We start from the raw sequence: 15,979 nt of genomic DNA, 5'->3' as shown, positions 1-15,979 counted from the left end.
CATACCGAGCCCAAGACTCAGGTGTTAGGGGTTCCAGCGCGGAGGCAGGGTTGGGAGCTCAATCAGTCCCTGTTGAAAGGCAACCACCACGGCGTGGGTGCGGTTGTTGGCTTGTAGTTTGCGCAGCAGGCTGCCGATGTGGGATTTGACCGTGTCGATCGAGACGACAAGGCTGTCTGCGATCTCCTGATTGCTCATTCCTTTGCAAAGTCCACGCAGCACGTCCTCTTCCTTGAGGCTCAGTTCTGGTGGAATGGAACCAGATGCTGTGCGTCCCAGTCGACCGTGCCGAAGGATGTTGGCAATCACTGAATCGTGATACATCCCATCGGATTCCATCGCGGTCAGCGCTGCAGAGACGCCCCCCATTCCGACATTTTGATGGGAGCACAATCCATCACAAGGCGCGTCGATCGCCTGGAGAATGGTGCGCAAAATTGGACGTTGCACGATCAGCAACGCTATCAAGCCAGGATTGTCTTTTTTTGCCTGCCGAACGAGGCTTGGGCCGTTGCCCCCCTCGAGTTGGTCTGTGCAGATCAAGAGGTTGACATCATCCTTTTGCAACCTCTGAAGACATTCTTCCTCTGTGGTGGCGGCAGCAACGAGTTGCCCAAGATTCTGAAACCAGCCCATCCAGCTGGCTAACAACATACGATCGCCAGTCGCAATCGCTGTGCGACTCCTGCGCAGAAGACTGTGACCCTGCTTGCTGCGGGTCTGAAGTCTGGGGATCTGGGAGGTGAGATCCACGCCATTTTGAAACTCTCCACATGTTGACTTTGGTGAGGGGGCGTGGATCCGCACTGTGAGGGATTCCGTGAATTGTTCAAAATGTGATCGACTCTTTTCCAAGACCATGGCCTTCTTCGATTCTGAAATCGTGCAGGAGGAGGCCAAGCATCTTTTTGGCGACTATCAACAGTTGATGCAACTGGGATCGGATTATGGAAAGTTCGACAGAGAAGGGAAGAAGAAGTTCATCGACACGATGGAAAATCTGATGGAGCGTTATCGCGTTTTTATGAAACGCTTTGAGCTCTCGGAAGACTTTCAAGCCAAGCTCACGGTGGAGCAGTTGCGGACGCAGCTTGGGCAGTTTGGGATCACCCCGGAGCAAATGTTCGAACAGATGAATCAAACCTTGGAGCGGATGAAGAGTCAGCTCGAGCAATCAGAACGTCAGTGAGCCGTACGATCCGTCGCACAGCACCGTCCTTTTCTAATGACAGTCCCCCCCCATTCACTGCCGAACTGGTTGGCGCGGGGGATGGCCGATTTATTTCCGGACGGCAATCCTGACGATGTGGATCAGGCGTTAGCTGCTCGCTTGGCCGCGGCTGAGTTGGAGGGCCGTCCTCTGCGGGTGAAGTTGGGCATTGACCCAACGGGAAGTGATATTCACCTGGGCCACAGCATTTTGTTTCGCAAGCTGCGCGCTTTTCAGGATGCGGGCCATACAGCCGTGCTGATCATTGGTGATTTCACGGCCCGGATCGGCGATCCAACGGGCAAGAGCGCCACGCGCGTGCAGCTCACAACTGAACAGGTGGAGGCCAATGCGACCACGTATTTGCGCCAGCTAGGCCAAGGACAGCCCAAGGAGAAGGCGCTTCTTGATTTTGAGACTCCCGGACGGCTGGAGGTGCGACGCAATAGTGAATGGCTTGAAGGCCTCGATCTGCCCCAGGTGATTGGCTTGCTGGGAACGGCCACGGTGGGTCAAATGCTCGCCAAGGATGACTTCGCTAAGCGTTATGGAGGCGGCACCCCCATCGCTTTGCATGAGTTCCTTTATCCCTTGCTTCAGGGCTACGACTCTGTGGCTGTGGATGCTGATGTGGAGTTGGGGGGGACGGATCAGAAATTCAATGTGGCGATGGGACGTGACTTGCAACGTCAGTTCAGCCAAAGAACGCAGTTCGGCCTTCTCTTGCCAATCCTCGTCGGTCTTGATGGGGTCCAGAAGATGAGCAAGAGCCTCGGCAATACGGTTGGTCTGGAGGAAGATCCGTTGTCGATGTACTCCAAACTCGAGAAAGTTGGTGATGCGGCCATCAACGACTACGTGATGTTGCTCACCGATTTAGCGAATGAAGCATTGCCGGCTAATCCCCGTGAAAAGCAAAAAGCTATGGCTCTGGCGGTGACGGCAAGCCGCTATGGAATGCACGTGGCCCAAAAAGCGCAAGCGGATGCTGCCACGTTGGTGGCTGGATCGGGTGCCGCCGCTGCAGATGTGCCAGAGGCATCCCTTTCTGCCGTGAATTTTCCAGCCAAGGCGTTTTACCTCCTCAGTGCGGTGGGGATTTGTGCCAGTAGTAGTGAGGCGCGCCGGCAGATCAAAGGGGGTGCAGCACGCCTTGAGGGAGAGAAAATCATGGATCCCAATCAGGAATTTGGTTCGGTATCCGAATTGGAAGGGAAGGTCCTTCAGCTCGGTAAAAAGACATTTAGGCGATTGGTTCCTTGATGTGCTGCTATGACTGCCACAGCTCGAAATTCGGAGAAATATGCTTGCTATGAAATCTTCGTGCTCAATCCTGGGAGCGGTGCTTAGCGTTTTAGTGGGTGTGGGAATGTCAGTACCGGCCAATGCTGGGATTAAGGAGGAATATGAGCGAGCGCAGGAGTGTGACTACAGCAAGGCTGAATATGGAAGTGATGTTGGTGTGTTCGATGAGGTAAAAGTGCGATTTTGCATTAGTGAAGATCGTCGCTTTCTTGTTTATGTGATGCGAAGTGGTAAGTCATGGGCCTTGCCTTTTGATCGTGAATATCGCCAAGCTGGAGTGATGAGTTTGAATACGATTGAAAACGATAAATTGATTCACTATGCAAAGAAAAAAGGGGTTGTAGAACGAGTGATTTTGGGAAGAAAACGCATCGAAAGGCCAGTTTTGTATTGATGGATTGTCGTTGTGTGTTGCCGGTTGCGGCAGGGTTGGCAGAGGGCCCTTGTTGGTGGGCTGAGAAGCAAGTTCTTCTTTGGGTGGATATTGAGGCATCAAGAATTGGACTGTTTGATCCTCAAACAGGGAGGAATGATTTTTTGCCTCTTCCTGCCCATGTGGGTGCGGTTGTTCCCACATCTGTAGGGGACTTGCTCCTGGCAACCGCGGCGGGGTTTCTGAGGATGGATCCGAGCACCCGGGCTGTGACCTTGTTGTCTGATCCGGAGCTCGATCGCCCTGGTAATCGCTTCAACGACGGTAAATGTGATCCTTGGGGGCGCTTTTGGGCCGGCACGATGGCCTATGACTTTGAGCCGCTGGCTGGAGCCCTATGGCGGCTGGATGGCGATGGAAGAATCACTCGCCAACGCAGCCAGCTCACGATTTCCAACGGACTGGCTTGGAGCCAAGACCGAGGGACGCTCTATGTGATTGATTCGCCAACGCTGAATGTGATGGCCTTCCCGCTCACCAGCGCCGGTGAGATCGCCGGAGAACCGAGAATCTGTGTGCAGATTCCAGAAGCTTGGGATGCCGTCCCGGATGGCATGTGCATCGATGGGGAGGGAATGCTTTGGATCGCCCTATTTGGTGGTGGGGCGGTCACGCGATGGGATCCCATCAGCGGCCAGCTGCTCGAACGGCTGGCCTTGCCTTGCCGTCAGGTCACTTCCTGTTGTTTTGGCGGCCCCCACTTGGATCAGTTGTTTATGACGACCGCCAGACAAGAGATGGATGCTGCTGCAATCAAGGCCGAGCCCTTGGCCGGTGGCCTGTTTCAGGCCGATGTGGGTGTGAAAGGGTTGCCGGCCGATTGCTTTGAAGTGGCCGCTTGATCTGTGATCTGTTGGGTTGCCCATGACCCATCACGATGAGGGTCGTGCGGAGACGGATTGTGGCTACTTCTTTCTCGGCTGAAGCAGCGGAACGGATCATCGTGGCTCTCGATGGGATGGCGCCTGATCAGGCTTTGGCCTTCAGCGCTCAAGTGGAAGGGTTGTGCTGGGTGAAGGTGGGATTGGAGCTGTTTGTGCAGGCCGGGCCGGAGGTGGTGGCTCAGCTGCGGGACCAGGGATTGCGGGTGTTTCTCGATCTCAAATTTCATGACATCCCGGCCACGATGGCCGGAGCCTGCAGGCGGGCAGCGGCGCTGGGGGCGGAGCTGATCACCGTGCATGCTTGCGCTGGAAGCGATGCTCTCAAGGCTGCGCAGGCTGGTGCGGTGGAAGGAGCGCAAAGCACCGGGCAGCGGGTTCCCACTTTGTTGGCAGTCACGGTGCTCACCAGTTGGGAGGAACAGCAGCTGCAAAGGGAACTTGACATCAGCCAGGGCATCGCTGAACGGGTGCCGAGGTTGGCCCAGCTGTCGGCGAGTGCTGGCATCGGCGGCTGCGTGTGTTCACCGTTGGAAGTCGCGGCGCTACGGGCTCAACATCCGGAGCCCTTTGCCTTGGTAACGCCTGGGATCCGCCCCAAAGGTGCTGCAGTGGGCGATCAAGCCCGGGTGATGGGGCCTGCTGAAGCGATGGCTGCTGGCGCCAGCAAGCTGGTGATCGGCCGGCCGATCACTCAGGCTGAGAATTCAAGTGGAGCGTTTGCGACGTGCTGTGCTGCGTTGATGGTGTGATCCGGGTATCCGTTCCGTGCACCCCTCTTATTCGCTCAGCTCCACTTCAGTCCTTCTGGCCCAGCTTCGGCTCGGTGCCATTGAGCAGTCTTTGGATGTTGCTGCGGTGACGCCAGAGCACCAGCAGCATCGCCACCAGGGCTACCACCAGATTGGCCTTGCTGCCAGAACCGGCGGCCATCAGCAGCGGCAGGGTGATCGCCGCTAATACGCTCGCCAGTGACACGAGTCGACTCAGGCTGAACACCGCCATGAACACGCCAAAACTGGCCAGACCCACGGGCCAGGCCAAGCCGAGAAACATCCCTAATCCAGTCGCGACGGCTTTGCCGCCCTTGAAGCCCAGCCAAACAGGCCAAATATGACCAGCTAGGGCGGTCAGACCTGCCAGCACCTGAATCCAATCACCGAGGCCAAGCGCGCGGGCGATTAAAACAGCGGCGGCTCCCTTCCCCACATCGATCAAAAAGACAACCAACGCGGGACCTTTGCCCACTTGCCTGAGCACATTGGTGGCTCCCGTGGAGCCCGAACCGAGTTCGCGTAAGTCAATGTCTTTGAGCCAGCGACCTGCAAGCCAGCCACTGGGGATGGATCCAAGTAGGTAGCCGAGGAGAAGAGAAAAGAAAGCCATCAGAGCAGTTCGTCCTCGTCGTCGTAGATCTCACCGGGGCCAGCCGCAAAGGCCATCCACAGCGGAAACTGAAGCACGGGGATGTCCACGACGCGTTCGGCGGCATCGATCACAATCAAAGGAACTTCACCGCGTTCTTCCAGGCGGTCGGCGCGCTCCACTAAGGCATCACCCCGTTCAAACAGCACGATGCCGCTGTTTGGACCAAAGTCTTCCCGGCCAAGGCCAAGGGCATCTTGCAATCCGCGCCGCCATTCGCCGAGTCGCTCTGGTTGCCCTGCCAAAACAAGGGTCTGGAATTGATCGCCATAAAGATCGCTAAGGATGGCGATCAGGGCACTGCCGACTAAAACGTTGCGCGGGCGATTACCACGACTGGACTGGGCTCCACGTCCGCCCTGATTGAAGAACCAGTCTTCCAGTAGGGCGATATCGCTGTGGTCAAGGCTGCGGCGCAGCTTCCAAGGATCGGCATAAAAGTCTGGCTGCTCGGCGAAACGCTCGAGGCTGGCGCGAATCAGCGCCTCATCGAGCCGGAAGGTGTCGGCAACCGCTGGTGTTGGATCTGCAGTGCTGGCCCCTTCCTGGGTGCTAGACGGCTGTTGATCAAGAGGGGAAGGCTGCACCACCACCGGCTGGGACACCAGCTCCAGCTGCTCGACTGACTGAGCCATGCCTTGAAGCGCACCGCTCAGATACTCCTGGAAGCCCTTCACTCGCCGAGCAATGGCATCGGATTGGCCGACGAAGCTTCCTGCAATCTCCTGTTCAAGCTGCAGTTTGCGTTGGTTGAGGCTGTCGATGTCTTGCTGCAAGGCATCACGGCGTTGCTGCAGCTCGGTCAGGGCGAGGCTGATCAAGGCATCTTTACTTGGGTCTGCAGGTGTTTCCGCTGCGGAATCGTCGCGCTGTGGTGCTTCGGGTTCCGGTGGCGACGATTCGGCTGTCTCGCCGGAATGTTCCTGGGGCGTCAGATCGGTGTCGTCAGGCATGGTCCGCTCGTCCTTGGGGTATTTCAGCTGATTGCGCGACGCAAGTCGAATCTTCTGTCCAAACGTGTGAAAAGCATTTCGTTTTCGTTACGCCAGATCGCAAAAAGAGAGGTCATCCAATCTTGCTCAGGGCTTGGCTTGTTGTAGGTGCCCCACGCGCTGTTCCAGTTGCTCTTGAAGTTCCTTTCGATTGAACAGGATGGGAAGGAAGTGAATGCTTTTGGTTTCACGGAAGTAAAACAGTCCGGGTAGCCAAGGAGCGAAGAGGCGCCAAGACATCCACTCACTAAATGGGAAGCGGCGTAACTCCTCCTGCCCGCGCCACACCACCAAATCGTCTTCGCTGAATTCAAGCTTCAGGATGTAGGTCTGCACCAGAAGAAAAACACTGAACAGCCCCAACACCAGGGTGGGCCAGGGGCTGAGGGGTAAGGGCCAAAGGCTTGCGCTCAGTAAAAGAATCACGAACGGCAGCCTCGGGCTTGGGCGAATGATCACGTTGTTGGTTTGTGGGGAGGATGTCATGGGATTGCGCAATCAGCCGAATAAAACCTGGGTGAGCAGTACATCCATCAGCGCCACGGTGACAAGGATCATGACTACAGCTCCGGTGGTACTGGTGCCAACCTCTTTGGCACCGCCTTTGGTGGTCATGCCCCATCCACAGGCAATGACGCCAATCTGAAGACCAAAGACCAGAGCTTTGATCAGCATGAAGGGCAGGTCATCAGGCTGTAGCCATGTCCTGACGGCTGTCCAAAACACGGCTGGAGGAATGCTGTAGATGTTGGTGCTGCTGATTTGAGCACTCCAGATCGCAACCCCAAAAAACAACAGGCATTGCACCGGCGCCATCACCACCATGGCGATAAGGCGTGGCACTACCAAATACTCCACAGGATCAGTGCGCAGCATCGTGATTGCATCGATCTGCTCGGTGACCTTCATCGTTCCCAATTGGGCGGCATAGGCAGTAGCAACCTTTCCAGTCAGCAGCGTGGCGGTGAGTAGGGGAGCAATCTCCCTGGCTAGGCCAATGGCGAGAACACCCCCCACGGTGGATCCGGCGCCCATGCTGTTGAGCTCCGCTGTGATTTGAATGTTGAACACGGTGCCTGCTGCCAAGGCCGTGATGATCACGATCAAAAAGCTTCCAGGCCCTGCTTCCTGGAGCTGATCAAACAAATCAATGGTGTTGATGCGGCCTTTGGTTGTGGCTGTGACAGCTTGTCCGCCGATCAGCAGGCTGCTGCCAAGTCGGTTCAGCCAGCGAGGGGACTTCATTAAGAGGAGATTCAGAGAAAAGACTTAAGCGCTGTGCAGATGAGCGCCGCGATCAGGCCAGCGTCGCATCAACAGAAGCCCGAGCACCACCAACACAGCTGGAATTAAACCCATGCAGAGACGAATGGCAATCAGTGCTGTTTCAGGCTGTTGGACAGAACTCAAGGCGCCATCGGATGTCTTCGTGGAGATGTATCCAGTGAGCGAGAGCAATGTTCCGAAAACGCTCATGCTCAGGCCAATGATGAGTTTTTGTCCGAACACCATCCAAGCGGTGTAGAGGCCCGCTGGGCGGGTGGGATCTGCGTCGATGGCATCAGGGAGCAGCGACCAGGGGATGAGGTAAGCCGTTGAGGCTCCCAATCCCACCAGCATGATCAGGCCGATCACCGGGATCAGGGCAACCGCGTTGCTCTCCGTTATTGGTGCAAGGGTCATTGAGAGGAGGCAGGCGGCAATCCAAATGCTCGATCCCCAGCCAAGTGCCTTGATTCGACCGTGACGGTTGGACAACACGCTCCAAAGCTGGAGACCTACTAATGCAGCGACATTGAAAGCAAGCAGCAGCAATGTGGCAATTCCAGCTGGAACGTGGATGACTTGAACGAGCCAAATCAGGGCAACCACTTGCATCAGTTGTAGGCCAAACCACAACAGCAAATACAGCCCTAGCACCATCAGAAATCGTGAATTCGAGCGAATGCGCCTCAGTTGTTGCAGCAAGGGTTCTTTGTTGCCACTCGGGCGTTGAGCCTTTTTGGCATAAGGAGCAAGGCCCCAGCAGCAGAGCAGTGTTGCGACCGCTGCGATGGTCCCCGTGATTTGTCCCATCAACAAGTACCCACCACTGCCCTCTCGCAAGACGAAAACCGCGACGAGCAACCCGATGGTTCCCGCCAAAATCGATCCGGTAAATCGAGCTGCATTCAGCCGCGTGCGAATCGCCGTCTCCGGTGTGAGTTCTGTGGAGAGCGCTGCATAGGGCAGATTCACGCTTGTATAGGCCGTCATCAGCAGGATGGCCATCAGCACGTAATACGCCGTGCGCTGCAGGGTGCTCCCCTCTGGAACCCACCACATCGCTGCCAGGCTGATCCCTAACGGCAGTGCGGCTGCAAACATCCAGGGAAGTCTTGGACCCCATCGACTACTGGTGTGATCGCTCATCCAGCCGATCAAGGGATCGTTGATGGCATCCCAAAGCTTGATCACGGTGAGGAGGGAGCCGGCAATGAAAGCTGGCAACCCTGCTGCAGAGGTGAAAAACGGAAATAGGTAAAACCCCAGCGTCGTAGCAGCTAGACCGGTACCAGCATCCCCCAGCCCGTAAGCGAGCATGAGACGGCGACGGGAGCCCTCGGGGCGAGCTGTTGAAGAGGTCAATCCGGAACATGGGGGCACGCGGACCGTCATAATGATTGGGCACGCGACTTAATAACTATCAATTCGGATAGGCAGTTCAGGCGTACTAGTGCGGGCGTAGTTTAGTGGTAAAACCTCAGCCTTCCAAGCTGATGATGCGGGTTCGATTCCCGCCGCCCGCTTGATTTAAAAACTCAGTCGGTCTGCGTACTCCTGAGCCACCATCACCACGAGGCTGCGCGCCTCTAATTGAACCCCGAATGAGGACCATTGATCGATGCGTGTGGGTAGATCTTCTCCAGCAGGTAATGCTGTGTCAATCAAGCGACACCATGGCGAGGCCGCTTCCGGTAGGTCGAAGTGCATAGATTTGAAATAGGCGTTGAAGCCCATCCACAACACGGCACCTTGATTTCCTTGTTGCAGGCTCATCGCCAAGCAGTGGGACCAATTAGCCCAGTCAGGTTTATTCAGCTCTAAGCCATGCCACTGCCGCCACAACTCGTCTGAGTCGCTTGATCGCAGCGGTTTCTTTTCGTTGTGAGGCCGGGTTGGGTTGAATAAAACCGCAAGTTGTTGGCGCACATCGAGCAGGCGCTGCACGAAGGTCTGTAACTCGTGATCGCAGTGATCATCTCCCCAAATCATCCAGCTGAGCGGGCTGTCCTGGCACCAGGTGTTGTTATTCCCTCCCTGACTCCGCCCCACTTCATCGCCCATCAGCAGCATCGGAACACCACGACTGAGCAGCAAGGTGCTGAGCAGATTGCGTTGTTGGCGGCGCCGCAGTGCATCGATGGCGCGATCGCTGCTCGGTCCTTCTACGCCGTGATTCCAGCTGTTGTTTTGGTTCTCACCATCTCTGTTGTTTTCACCATTGGCCAAGTTGTGTTTGTTGTTGAAGCTCACCAGGTCCAAGAGGCTGAAGCCGTCATGGGCCGTAATTAGGTTCACTGAGCTACCAAGGCTTGCCGCTTTCCCGTTGTACAAATCGGGGCTGCCACGGAAGCGTTGTCCGAGAGGCCAGGTGCTGCCCTCATCTCCTTTCCAGAAACTGCGCAATGCATCACGGAAGTGTCCGTTCCAGGTGCCAATCCGTTTGGCCGGAAAATCACTCAGCCGGTAGAGCCCACCACAATCCCAGGGCTCGCTAACCAGTTTGAGTTCACTCAGCTGCGGATCAGCTTCCATCGCCTCAAACAGGGGAGGGTGTTCCAGGGGTTTCAGCTTCTCCCCGCGGCTGAGAGCAATCCCTAAATCGAAACGGAACCCGTCGATGCCAAGTTCAGTGGCCCAGCAGCGGAGTGATTCAAGGATGAGTTGTCTGGAGAGTGGGTCGTTTGCAGCAATGCTGTTGCCACAACCGCTCACATCCATGTATTCGCCCGCATCGCTCTGGTGGTAGTAATTACGATCGGCAAACCCTCTCCAGCTCAAGGTGGGACCGTTGCTATTCCCTTCAGTGGTGTGGTTATAAACCACATCCAAAAGGACCTCAATGCCGGCGTCATGGCAGGCCGCCACGAGGTCACGGACCTGGTCTCGAGCTGAATGGGGATCCGAGCCCACTGCGTATTCGTGATGCGGTGCAAACCAACTGAGAGGGCTGTAGCCCCAAACGTTGTCCCTACCAGCGGGGGCATCGTTGGGATCGAAGGCTTGGATCGGCAGCAGTTCGATCGTGGTGACCCCGAGCTCCTTCAGGTAGGGAATCTTTTCGATCACTCCTAAGTAAGTTCCGCGTCGATCTGGGCTCACACCGCTGTCGGGGCGTTTGGTGAACCCGCCGATGTGGAGTTCGTAGATCACGGTCTCTTGCCAGCTATGGCGAGGCCGCGGGTGGGCTTGGAAATCGAACGGATCTCGCTCGCAAACCACCGATTTCAAACATCTATCGGAGTTGGGTGATGCACCGGTCGCCGCTGCGCGTTGATAAATGTCCCAGCCATCAATGGCGCGGGCGCAGGGGTCAACAAGCACTTTGGCGGGCTGAAAGCTATGGCCACCTGGCTCAATGGGGCCAAACACCCGATAGCAGTAGCAACAACCAGCACCAAGACCTTCGACCTCAACATGCCAATAATTTGCTGAGCGATGCTGCTCACACAGCTCAATCACCTGCTCGGGTGCTTTGGCTTCTGCATGAGAAAAGATCAGCAATTCGAGCCGATTGGCCGTTGGCGCCGCAACGGAAAAATTCACACCTCTGGATGTGATCGTGCTGCCTAGTGGCCATGGACTGCCGCGATGGATCGTGCTCAAAGATCCGCCCGCAGATCGCAGGACGTACTTCCCTCAAAGTAGAGGGTGTGATGGAACTCCACCGAAATGACGATGACCTCGGCTTTGGAGTCAGGCCGCCCCCCTCTGCAAATCTTGGGCAACCTTTGGTTGTTTCCACCCAATCGAGACTGTCGGGGTGGGTCGTCTTGGTGGCTCGATGTGGAGCCAGAACCCGTACTGATTGATTGCCCCCCGCTGACCGAGGCCACGCTTCAAGCCCTGCATGATCTGGCTTCTGATCGTCCAGCTCGGATTCTTCTGACGAGTCGAGAGGGGCATGGACGCATTCGTCGTTTGCAAGAAAGATTGCGATGGCCTGTGTTGGTTCAGGAGCAAGAGGCCTACCTATTGCCTGGAGTTCAACCCCTTGAAACTTTTGTTGATTCCCACATCACAGCCTCCGGTTTGAAGCTGCTTTGGACGCCAGGACCCACACCTGGAAGCTGTGTTGTGCATGCTCCAGCCCCTTTAGATGTGCTGTTTTGCGGACGATTGTTAATTCCGGTTCAAGAAGGTCAGCTGGCTCCTCTTCGTCATCGACGCACATTTCATTGGCCGAGGCAGCAGCTCAGTCTTCAGCGTGTTCGTGACTGGATTCCTCCAGAATCCAGTCCAGCACTGGCTTCTGGAGCAGGGCTTGGGGCGCTGCGAGGTGGGCGTCTGGCTCCTTTTGATAGCTGGAGTCCTGCGCAATCAGACCTGCTTCCTCAAGACTGATTCGGTGAATGCATTGCAGCACAGCGTTTTTCGGTTGCCTCTAGGCGCTGACCTCCATACGATTGGCACGCTCAAGGAAGCCGTGCGGATGTTGACCTCCGCAACGTCAACCAGCCCGCTCTCGCTCCACACCACTTCTTCCATGAACAAAGCTGACCTCGTCAACCTCGTTGCTGCTCGCACCGAACTCACCAAAACGGACGTCTCGCTCGTCGTTGACGCCGCTATCGACACCATCATTGATTCCGTTGTCGAAGGAAAAAAAGTTTCAATCCTTGGTTTCGGTTCCTTTGAACCACGCGAGCGTTCTGCTCGTCAGGGCTTGAACCCTAAAACCGGTGAAAAGATCAAAATTCCTGCAAAGCGTGTTCCCGCGTTTACCGCTGGCAAAATGTTTAAGGACCGTGTCCAGGGCTAGATCACAAAGCCTTCGATGATGATGGGGTGGTCTTCGGACCACCTTTTTTTGTTGATCTGAACGATTAGCACTGTCGATGGCTATCGAGCTTCCCGATCACCTGAGTCAAGTCCTGCAGAACGGCCAGCGACTAAGCCAACAGGGCTATAGGGGCCGCTTTGCGCCGACTCCATCTGGTCCGCTTCATCTGGGCAATGTGAGGACGGCCCTTCTGTCTTGGCTACGGGCCCGACTCAACAACGGCCAATGGCTGTTGCGGGTTGATGACCTCGATACCCCAAGGATTCGTTCTGGCGCCATTGAGTCGGTGCGACAAGACCTTCGCTGGCTAGGCCTTAATTGGGATGGACCTCTCCTGCTGCAGAGCAGACGACGCGGACTGTACGGCTCATTCCTTTCAACCTTGAGGAAGCAGGGTTATCTCTATCCCTGCCGCTGCAGTCGCCGTCAGCTTGACGGTGAAACGATTTATCCGGGGACGTGCAGGCGGCTTGATCAAGACTGGGGCTTGAGGGATGCGCGATTACCGGCCTGGAGACTGCGCGTTGCTGAGCCTTTTGCCAAAAAAGTAGGAGATGTCATTCTCCGTCGCACTGATGGAGTCATTGCGTATCACTTGGCGACGTCTATAGACGAGTTGGCTTTGGGCATCAACGAGGTCGTGCGAGGGCAAGATCTGGTGTCGGTCTGCGCTGCCCAGAGCGCTGTCATCACGTCCTTGGGGATGGCCTCACCGCGCTACGGGCATGTGCCGTTGCTCTGTGACTCATCCGGTCAAAAACTGTCAAAACGCGATCATGCGGCAGGCTTGAGCTCGCTGCGTGATCGTGGAGAAGCGGCTGCACAAGTGATTGGCCAATTGGCAGCATCTCTTGGTCTGGTGTCTCCCACGAATGCGATTTCGGCTGAAGAATTACTGGAGGAGCTGAGAAATCGTCAGGACAAGCTCACCTCATTGATTGTTGGGGCTGATTCTTCAGGAAAAGTTCGGGATCAAAGCAGGAAAAAGGCCTCAAACTGAAAGTCTTGAAATGGCAACAAGAACGATGACCTGCAGCAGCTGCGGTGGTAGTGGAATTCAGAGGATCAATGACAAGCGCTTTCGCACCTGTCTTGACTGTTTGGGTCAAGGCGAGCTCATCAACAGCCAAAATCAAGAGCTAGGCATGCCACTGCCAGCACTTGGACTTCAACTTCAGCACTGCACGGTCCGTTCTGAGCCCGTTAACGCAGTTTTTTCTTCCTCTGTTGCCAAATAAAGAAGGCGGCGGTCACCACGACAGCCAGCAAGGGCACAGTGGTGAACAGCAGAAGGGCGACAGCAGTCCAGTCGGTGTACATCCGATCCGAGAAATAGCTGCCGCATCCTCTCAGGAGATTGCGATTTCTGGGGCAATTCTGTTGGTCGTTGGTGGTGCCTTCATGGGTTCCGCCTCCGCTGCCTCGCTGACGAGCGTGAATCCTGTGGCGTTGGACTGTTTCCTACTCGAGCGAATCGCCAGCTGTCAGCAGGCCCTGCTTCGAGCTGAACAGTTGCAGCGCAGTGCATCAGCACGCGATCTGTATCCGTGTCAAACCATGCTTTTGGGCCTTCAATCCGATCTCCTCATGGTGCAGCTCCGTGCTGGACGTGGGAAAGACGCTGTCAATTTTTTGACGGCTGTCAATGTTCAGTGTCAGGGCTTTTGATGGTGGAGGCTGTCAAACTGGCTTCAGTTGTCCATCAGCTCATGCCGATCTATCGACATTTTGATGCGCGTTTCAAGGCAGTGATTCCTCTTGTTATCGGCTTCGTTTCACTTGTCGGAGTTTCAGTGAAGGGCCAGGTTCGTTTCAATAACTGCCAGCCTGTTGCTGGGGGAGGAGTGACCTGCAACACGGTTCCTTACGGGAACACAAGAACGCAGATGATTGACGGCCAATACGGACTTATGAATCAAGCCAGTCCTGGATGGGCTGAATACGACCCCTATGAAGGGTATGAAGACATGTTTGGTGGCAACCAGACCTGACTCGATCGATCGACGAGAAGATGTGGCCTGATAAGTGAAAATTCCTAGTTCTTTGTTGCTAACTGATAGGCAGTCTGTAGAAGGTCTAGAACGGCATGCTGTGGGCAAGGATCACCCTTGAAAAAGAGGTGGAAAGTCGGCGATCTCAACATTTTTCGTGATTTTCCACAACTTTTCCACAGACGCTGATGGCGGCTGGCCTGGAGTAAGAGTTCAGCTTTCAGGCCTTGTATCAAGAGGCCTTCTCATCTGTTCAACGTGAGTTATTTCGTTGTCCCTTTTGATTTAATCAAGCTTATTTGGTTTGCAATCCTGTCATAGAAAGGGTTTATTGCGACTATGAAGACGTCTCATGGTTGCAACGCCGAAGTTGCGACATTTCATGACTGATCTTTCTTCAATTGCCTGATGAGGCTTGGGAGGAGCAATCTCTCGAGAAAAGCTCTGTCTCCATTGAAAATCGTGTGGAAAAACAAATGTGAAGAGAGGTGCGTGGCGAATCAGGAAGCATCAACACGCAAATTGTTTTGTTTTGGCCAAGGCGGAAGGTTTGGATGATCTCGCCATTGCTTGGGGCGATTTTCAACGCCTGGGGTGAGGTCAACGACGATATTGGCTTGCCTGAGTGGCTTGATCCTCTCTTTTGCGGTTCGCGGGATGGGTATGACTCAGCTCAATGTTTTTTCCATCTTGAAGCGCACGAAAGGCACACCGGCGATCGTGAATGGCTCAGGAGCGATCACTTTCCAGCCCCTTTGTTCAAGCATGGGCCGACTGAGGAGGCTGGCCTCTGTGTGCAACCGTTGGATTCCCATTTGTTGGGCATCGCATTCAATGGCTTTAAGAAGGGCTGATCCATGCCCCTGCCTGGAAGATCGACCTCGGCAATACAGCATTGATAGTCGGTTGGCGGGATGGCGAATCGCGAACCCTTCGTCGACTCCACTGACCCAGCCTTGGCCTTCTTCAAAGGTGCGATCCAAAAGTCCTGGTAGCCAAGCGAGGTTTGTCCAAGCCCTTATTTGTTCAGGGCTGTAAGTCTGAGTGGCCTGCGTTTGAATGGCATCCACGTAAATTTCGCGCAGCAACGGGGAGTCAGCGGGTTGGATGGGCCGCATGGCATCGCTTCGCAAAACGTTGCAAAGCAGGTAAGATACTTAAACTTATCTGAAGCTGATGAATTCCTCCGCTCAGTCCCAGGGTGATTGGTTCAAGGATGATGCTTCGGCGCAAAGCAAGTCTGAGCGTCTTGTTGCTGCTGAGCTTCTCAACGGCCGCTTAGCCATGCTCGGCTTTGTGATTGGTTTGTTCACGGAAGCCTTGACAGGTCATGGCATTCTGAGTCAATTCACTTTTGGCGTTTTAGGAATTAATTGATGACTGATTATTCCGTTTGGATTTACGCAATGCTGGCTGTGGGTGCATTAATTACAGCAGCAGTTGCTTACACCCTCTCACAACCAAGTGACTTGCCCTATTTGAAGAAAAAATAGTTTTATCTATAGATATTTGTATAACCCTGGAGCTCGGGTTCGGCCTTTTGTCTGGATCGTTCGAGGATGTCCCCTTTGCTTATGGCTTATGAGTCTGATTGTTTTGGGATAGGACAGGCGTCATGCAATCTGTCATTGAAATAAGCCAAAACACAGTATCCGACTGCTTTCGAAGGATTTTAGTTGGAATTTTGCCATTGCAA

The 15,979-nt window shown here is 55.1% G+C and carries 19 protein-coding genes and 1 tRNA gene; 12 read left to right on the top strand and 8 right to left on the bottom strand.

Annotated elements, in window-relative coordinates:
• Positions 1-24 precede the first annotated feature (24 nt).
• Positions 25-753: a response regulator transcription factor gene (locus tag SynPROS91_RS09045; RefSeq protein ID WP_186516131.1), complete on the bottom strand. Its 729-nt coding sequence runs from the start codon at positions 751-753 to the stop codon at positions 25-27.
• A 106-nt stretch (positions 754-859) separates the two neighbouring features.
• Here SynPROS91_RS09045 and SynPROS91_RS09040 point away from each other — a divergent pair, with 106 nt between their 5' ends.
• The 5 genes from SynPROS91_RS09040 to pyrF all read left to right on the top strand — a co-directional run bounded on the left by SynPROS91_RS09040 (position 860) and on the right by pyrF (position 4,581).
• Complete coding sequence (locus SynPROS91_RS09040; protein ID WP_186516130.1) at positions 860-1,189, top strand: DUF1825 family protein; 330 nt, start codon at positions 860-862, stop codon at positions 1,187-1,189.
• A gap of 36 nt (positions 1,190-1,225) precedes the next feature.
• A complete protein-coding gene (tyrS, locus tag SynPROS91_RS09035) occupies positions 1,226-2,473 on the top strand; it encodes a tyrosine--tRNA ligase (RefSeq protein WP_186516129.1) in 1,248 nt (415 codons plus the stop codon).
• Positions 2,474-2,552: 79 nt separating this feature from the next.
• Complete coding sequence (locus tag SynPROS91_RS09030; RefSeq protein ID WP_255439711.1) at positions 2,553-2,909, top strand: hypothetical protein; 357 nt, start codon at positions 2,553-2,555, stop codon at positions 2,907-2,909.
• Positions 2,909-3,790 carry an SMP-30/gluconolactonase/LRE family protein gene (locus SynPROS91_RS09025; RefSeq protein WP_186516127.1) on the top strand — a complete coding sequence of 294 codons (882 nt, stop codon included), beginning with the start codon at positions 2,909-2,911 and terminating at the stop codon, positions 3,788-3,790. Before SynPROS91_RS09030 ends, SynPROS91_RS09025 begins: the two co-directional genes overlap by 1 nt.
• Before the next feature lie 35 nt (positions 3,791-3,825).
• Complete coding sequence (gene pyrF / locus SynPROS91_RS09020) at positions 3,826-4,581, top strand: orotidine-5'-phosphate decarboxylase (protein ID WP_370586757.1); 756 nt, start codon at positions 3,826-3,828, stop codon at positions 4,579-4,581.
• Positions 4,582-4,627: 46 nt separating this feature from the next.
• On the opposite strand, the gene plsY is transcribed toward pyrF, so the two are convergent.
• From plsY to SynPROS91_RS08995, 5 genes are all read right to left on the bottom strand, one after another.
• Entirely contained in the window at positions 4,628-5,215 is a 588-nt protein-coding gene (gene plsY, locus SynPROS91_RS09015; RefSeq protein WP_186516125.1) for a glycerol-3-phosphate 1-O-acyltransferase PlsY, read from the bottom strand.
• On the bottom strand, positions 5,215-6,207 hold the full coding sequence (locus SynPROS91_RS09010; RefSeq protein WP_186516124.1) for a DUF3086 domain-containing protein: 993 nt from the start codon (positions 6,205-6,207) through the stop codon (positions 5,215-5,217). Before SynPROS91_RS09010 ends, plsY begins: the two co-directional genes overlap by 1 nt.
• 126 nt (positions 6,208-6,333) lie before the next feature.
• Positions 6,334-6,732, bottom strand: a complete 399-nt coding sequence (locus tag SynPROS91_RS09005) for a DUF3119 family protein (protein ID WP_186516123.1) — start codon at positions 6,730-6,732, stop codon at positions 6,334-6,336.
• Between the two features lie 12 nt (positions 6,733-6,744).
• A complete protein-coding gene (locus tag SynPROS91_RS09000) occupies positions 6,745-7,506 on the bottom strand; it encodes an ABC transporter permease (protein WP_255439994.1) in 762 nt (253 codons plus the stop codon).
• Positions 7,507-7,515: 9 nt separating this feature from the next.
• A complete protein-coding gene (locus SynPROS91_RS08995) occupies positions 7,516-8,829 on the bottom strand; it encodes an MFS transporter (RefSeq protein WP_186519668.1) in 1,314 nt (437 codons plus the stop codon).
• Between the two features lie 135 nt (positions 8,830-8,964).
• Here SynPROS91_RS08995 and SynPROS91_RS08990 point away from each other — a divergent pair.
• Positions 8,965-9,035, top strand: a tRNA-Gly gene (locus SynPROS91_RS08990).
• A gap of 4 nt (positions 9,036-9,039) precedes the next feature.
• Here the strand turns inward: SynPROS91_RS08990 and SynPROS91_RS08985 are convergent.
• The gene (locus tag SynPROS91_RS08985) at positions 9,040-11,115 is read right to left on the bottom strand and encodes a glycogen-debranching protein (RefSeq protein WP_186516121.1); all 2,076 of its coding nucleotides are present in this window, start codon (positions 11,113-11,115) and stop codon (positions 9,040-9,042) included.
• A 66-nt stretch (positions 11,116-11,181) separates the two neighbouring features.
• Between SynPROS91_RS08985 and SynPROS91_RS08980 the strand changes: the two genes are divergently transcribed.
• The 5 genes from SynPROS91_RS08980 (at position 11,182) to SynPROS91_RS08960 (ending at position 14,283) form a co-directional block, all read left to right on the top strand.
• Positions 11,182-11,853, top strand: coding sequence for an MBL fold metallo-hydrolase (locus tag SynPROS91_RS08980; protein WP_186516120.1), 672 nt, complete (start codon positions 11,182-11,184; stop codon positions 11,851-11,853).
• Between the two features lie 142 nt (positions 11,854-11,995).
• Positions 11,996-12,271: an HU family DNA-binding protein gene (locus tag SynPROS91_RS08975; protein WP_011620102.1), complete on the top strand. Its 276-nt coding sequence runs from the start codon at positions 11,996-11,998 to the stop codon at positions 12,269-12,271.
• 82 nt (positions 12,272-12,353) lie between these two features.
• Positions 12,354-13,292 (top strand): tRNA glutamyl-Q(34) synthetase GluQRS, encoded by a 939-nt coding sequence (gluQRS, locus tag SynPROS91_RS08970; RefSeq protein WP_255439993.1) that lies wholly within the window; start codon positions 12,354-12,356, stop codon positions 13,290-13,292.
• A gap of 161 nt (positions 13,293-13,453) precedes the next feature.
• Positions 13,454-13,960, top strand: a complete 507-nt coding sequence (locus SynPROS91_RS08965) for a hypothetical protein (protein WP_186516118.1) — start codon at positions 13,454-13,456, stop codon at positions 13,958-13,960.
• A 41-nt stretch (positions 13,961-14,001) separates the two neighbouring features.
• Positions 14,002-14,283, top strand: a complete 282-nt coding sequence (locus tag SynPROS91_RS08960) for a hypothetical protein (RefSeq protein WP_186516117.1) — start codon at positions 14,002-14,004, stop codon at positions 14,281-14,283.
• Positions 14,284-14,951: 668 nt separating this feature from the next.
• Here SynPROS91_RS08960 and SynPROS91_RS08955 read toward each other — a convergent pair.
• A complete protein-coding gene (locus tag SynPROS91_RS08955; RefSeq protein ID WP_186516116.1) occupies positions 14,952-15,401 on the bottom strand; it encodes a GNAT family N-acetyltransferase in 450 nt (149 codons plus the stop codon).
• A 58-nt stretch (positions 15,402-15,459) separates the two neighbouring features.
• Here SynPROS91_RS08955 and SynPROS91_RS08950 point away from each other — a divergent pair, with 58 nt between their 5' ends.
• On the top strand, positions 15,460-15,660 hold the full coding sequence (locus SynPROS91_RS08950) for a chlorophyll a/b-binding protein (RefSeq protein ID WP_186516115.1): 201 nt from the start codon (positions 15,460-15,462) through the stop codon (positions 15,658-15,660).
• Positions 15,661-15,979 lie beyond the last annotated feature (319 nt).

The organism is Synechococcus sp. PROS-9-1 (assembly GCF_014279775.1).
Classification (GTDB): domain Bacteria; phylum Cyanobacteriota; class Cyanobacteriia; order PCC-6307; family Cyanobiaceae; genus Synechococcus_C.
This window is presented reverse-complemented; position numbering and strand designations above follow the sequence as displayed.

Excerpts from the sequence above, each read along its gene's own strand:
- SynPROS91_RS09040 (WP_186516130.1), top strand. The coding sequence starts at position 860 with ATGGCCTTCTTCGATTCTGAAATCGTGCAGGAGGAGGCCAAGCATCTT.
- tyrS (WP_186516129.1), top strand. The coding sequence starts at position 1,226 with ATGACAGTCCCCCCCCATTCACTGCCGAACTGGTTGGCGCGGGGGATG.
- SynPROS91_RS09025 (WP_186516127.1), top strand. The coding sequence starts at position 2,909 with ATGGATTGTCGTTGTGTGTTGCCGGTTGCGGCAGGGTTGGCAGAGGGC.
- pyrF (WP_370586757.1), top strand. The coding sequence starts at position 3,826 with ATGAGGGTCGTGCGGAGACGGATTGTGGCTACTTCTTTCTCGGCTGAA.
- plsY (WP_186516125.1), bottom strand. The coding sequence starts at position 5,215 with ATGGCTTTCTTTTCTCTTCTCCTCGGCTACCTACTTGGATCCATCCCC.
- SynPROS91_RS09010 (WP_186516124.1), bottom strand. The coding sequence starts at position 6,207 with ATGCCTGACGACACCGATCTGACGCCCCAGGAACATTCCGGCGAGACA.
- SynPROS91_RS09005 (WP_186516123.1), bottom strand. The coding sequence starts at position 6,732 with ATGACATCCTCCCCACAAACCAACAACGTGATCATTCGCCCAAGCCCG.
- SynPROS91_RS08995 (WP_186519668.1), bottom strand. The coding sequence starts at position 8,829 with ATGCTCGCTTACGGGCTGGGGGATGCTGGTACCGGTCTAGCTGCTACG.
- SynPROS91_RS08980 (WP_186516120.1), top strand. The coding sequence starts at position 11,182 with ATGACGATGACCTCGGCTTTGGAGTCAGGCCGCCCCCCTCTGCAAATC.
- SynPROS91_RS08975 (WP_011620102.1), top strand. The coding sequence starts at position 11,996 with ATGAACAAAGCTGACCTCGTCAACCTCGTTGCTGCTCGCACCGAACTC.
- SynPROS91_RS08960 (WP_186516117.1), top strand. The coding sequence starts at position 14,002 with ATGCCGATCTATCGACATTTTGATGCGCGTTTCAAGGCAGTGATTCCT.
- SynPROS91_RS08955 (WP_186516116.1), bottom strand. The coding sequence starts at position 15,401 with ATGCGGCCCATCCAACCCGCTGACTCCCCGTTGCTGCGCGAAATTTAC.
- SynPROS91_RS08950 (WP_186516115.1), top strand. The coding sequence starts at position 15,460 with ATGAATTCCTCCGCTCAGTCCCAGGGTGATTGGTTCAAGGATGATGCT.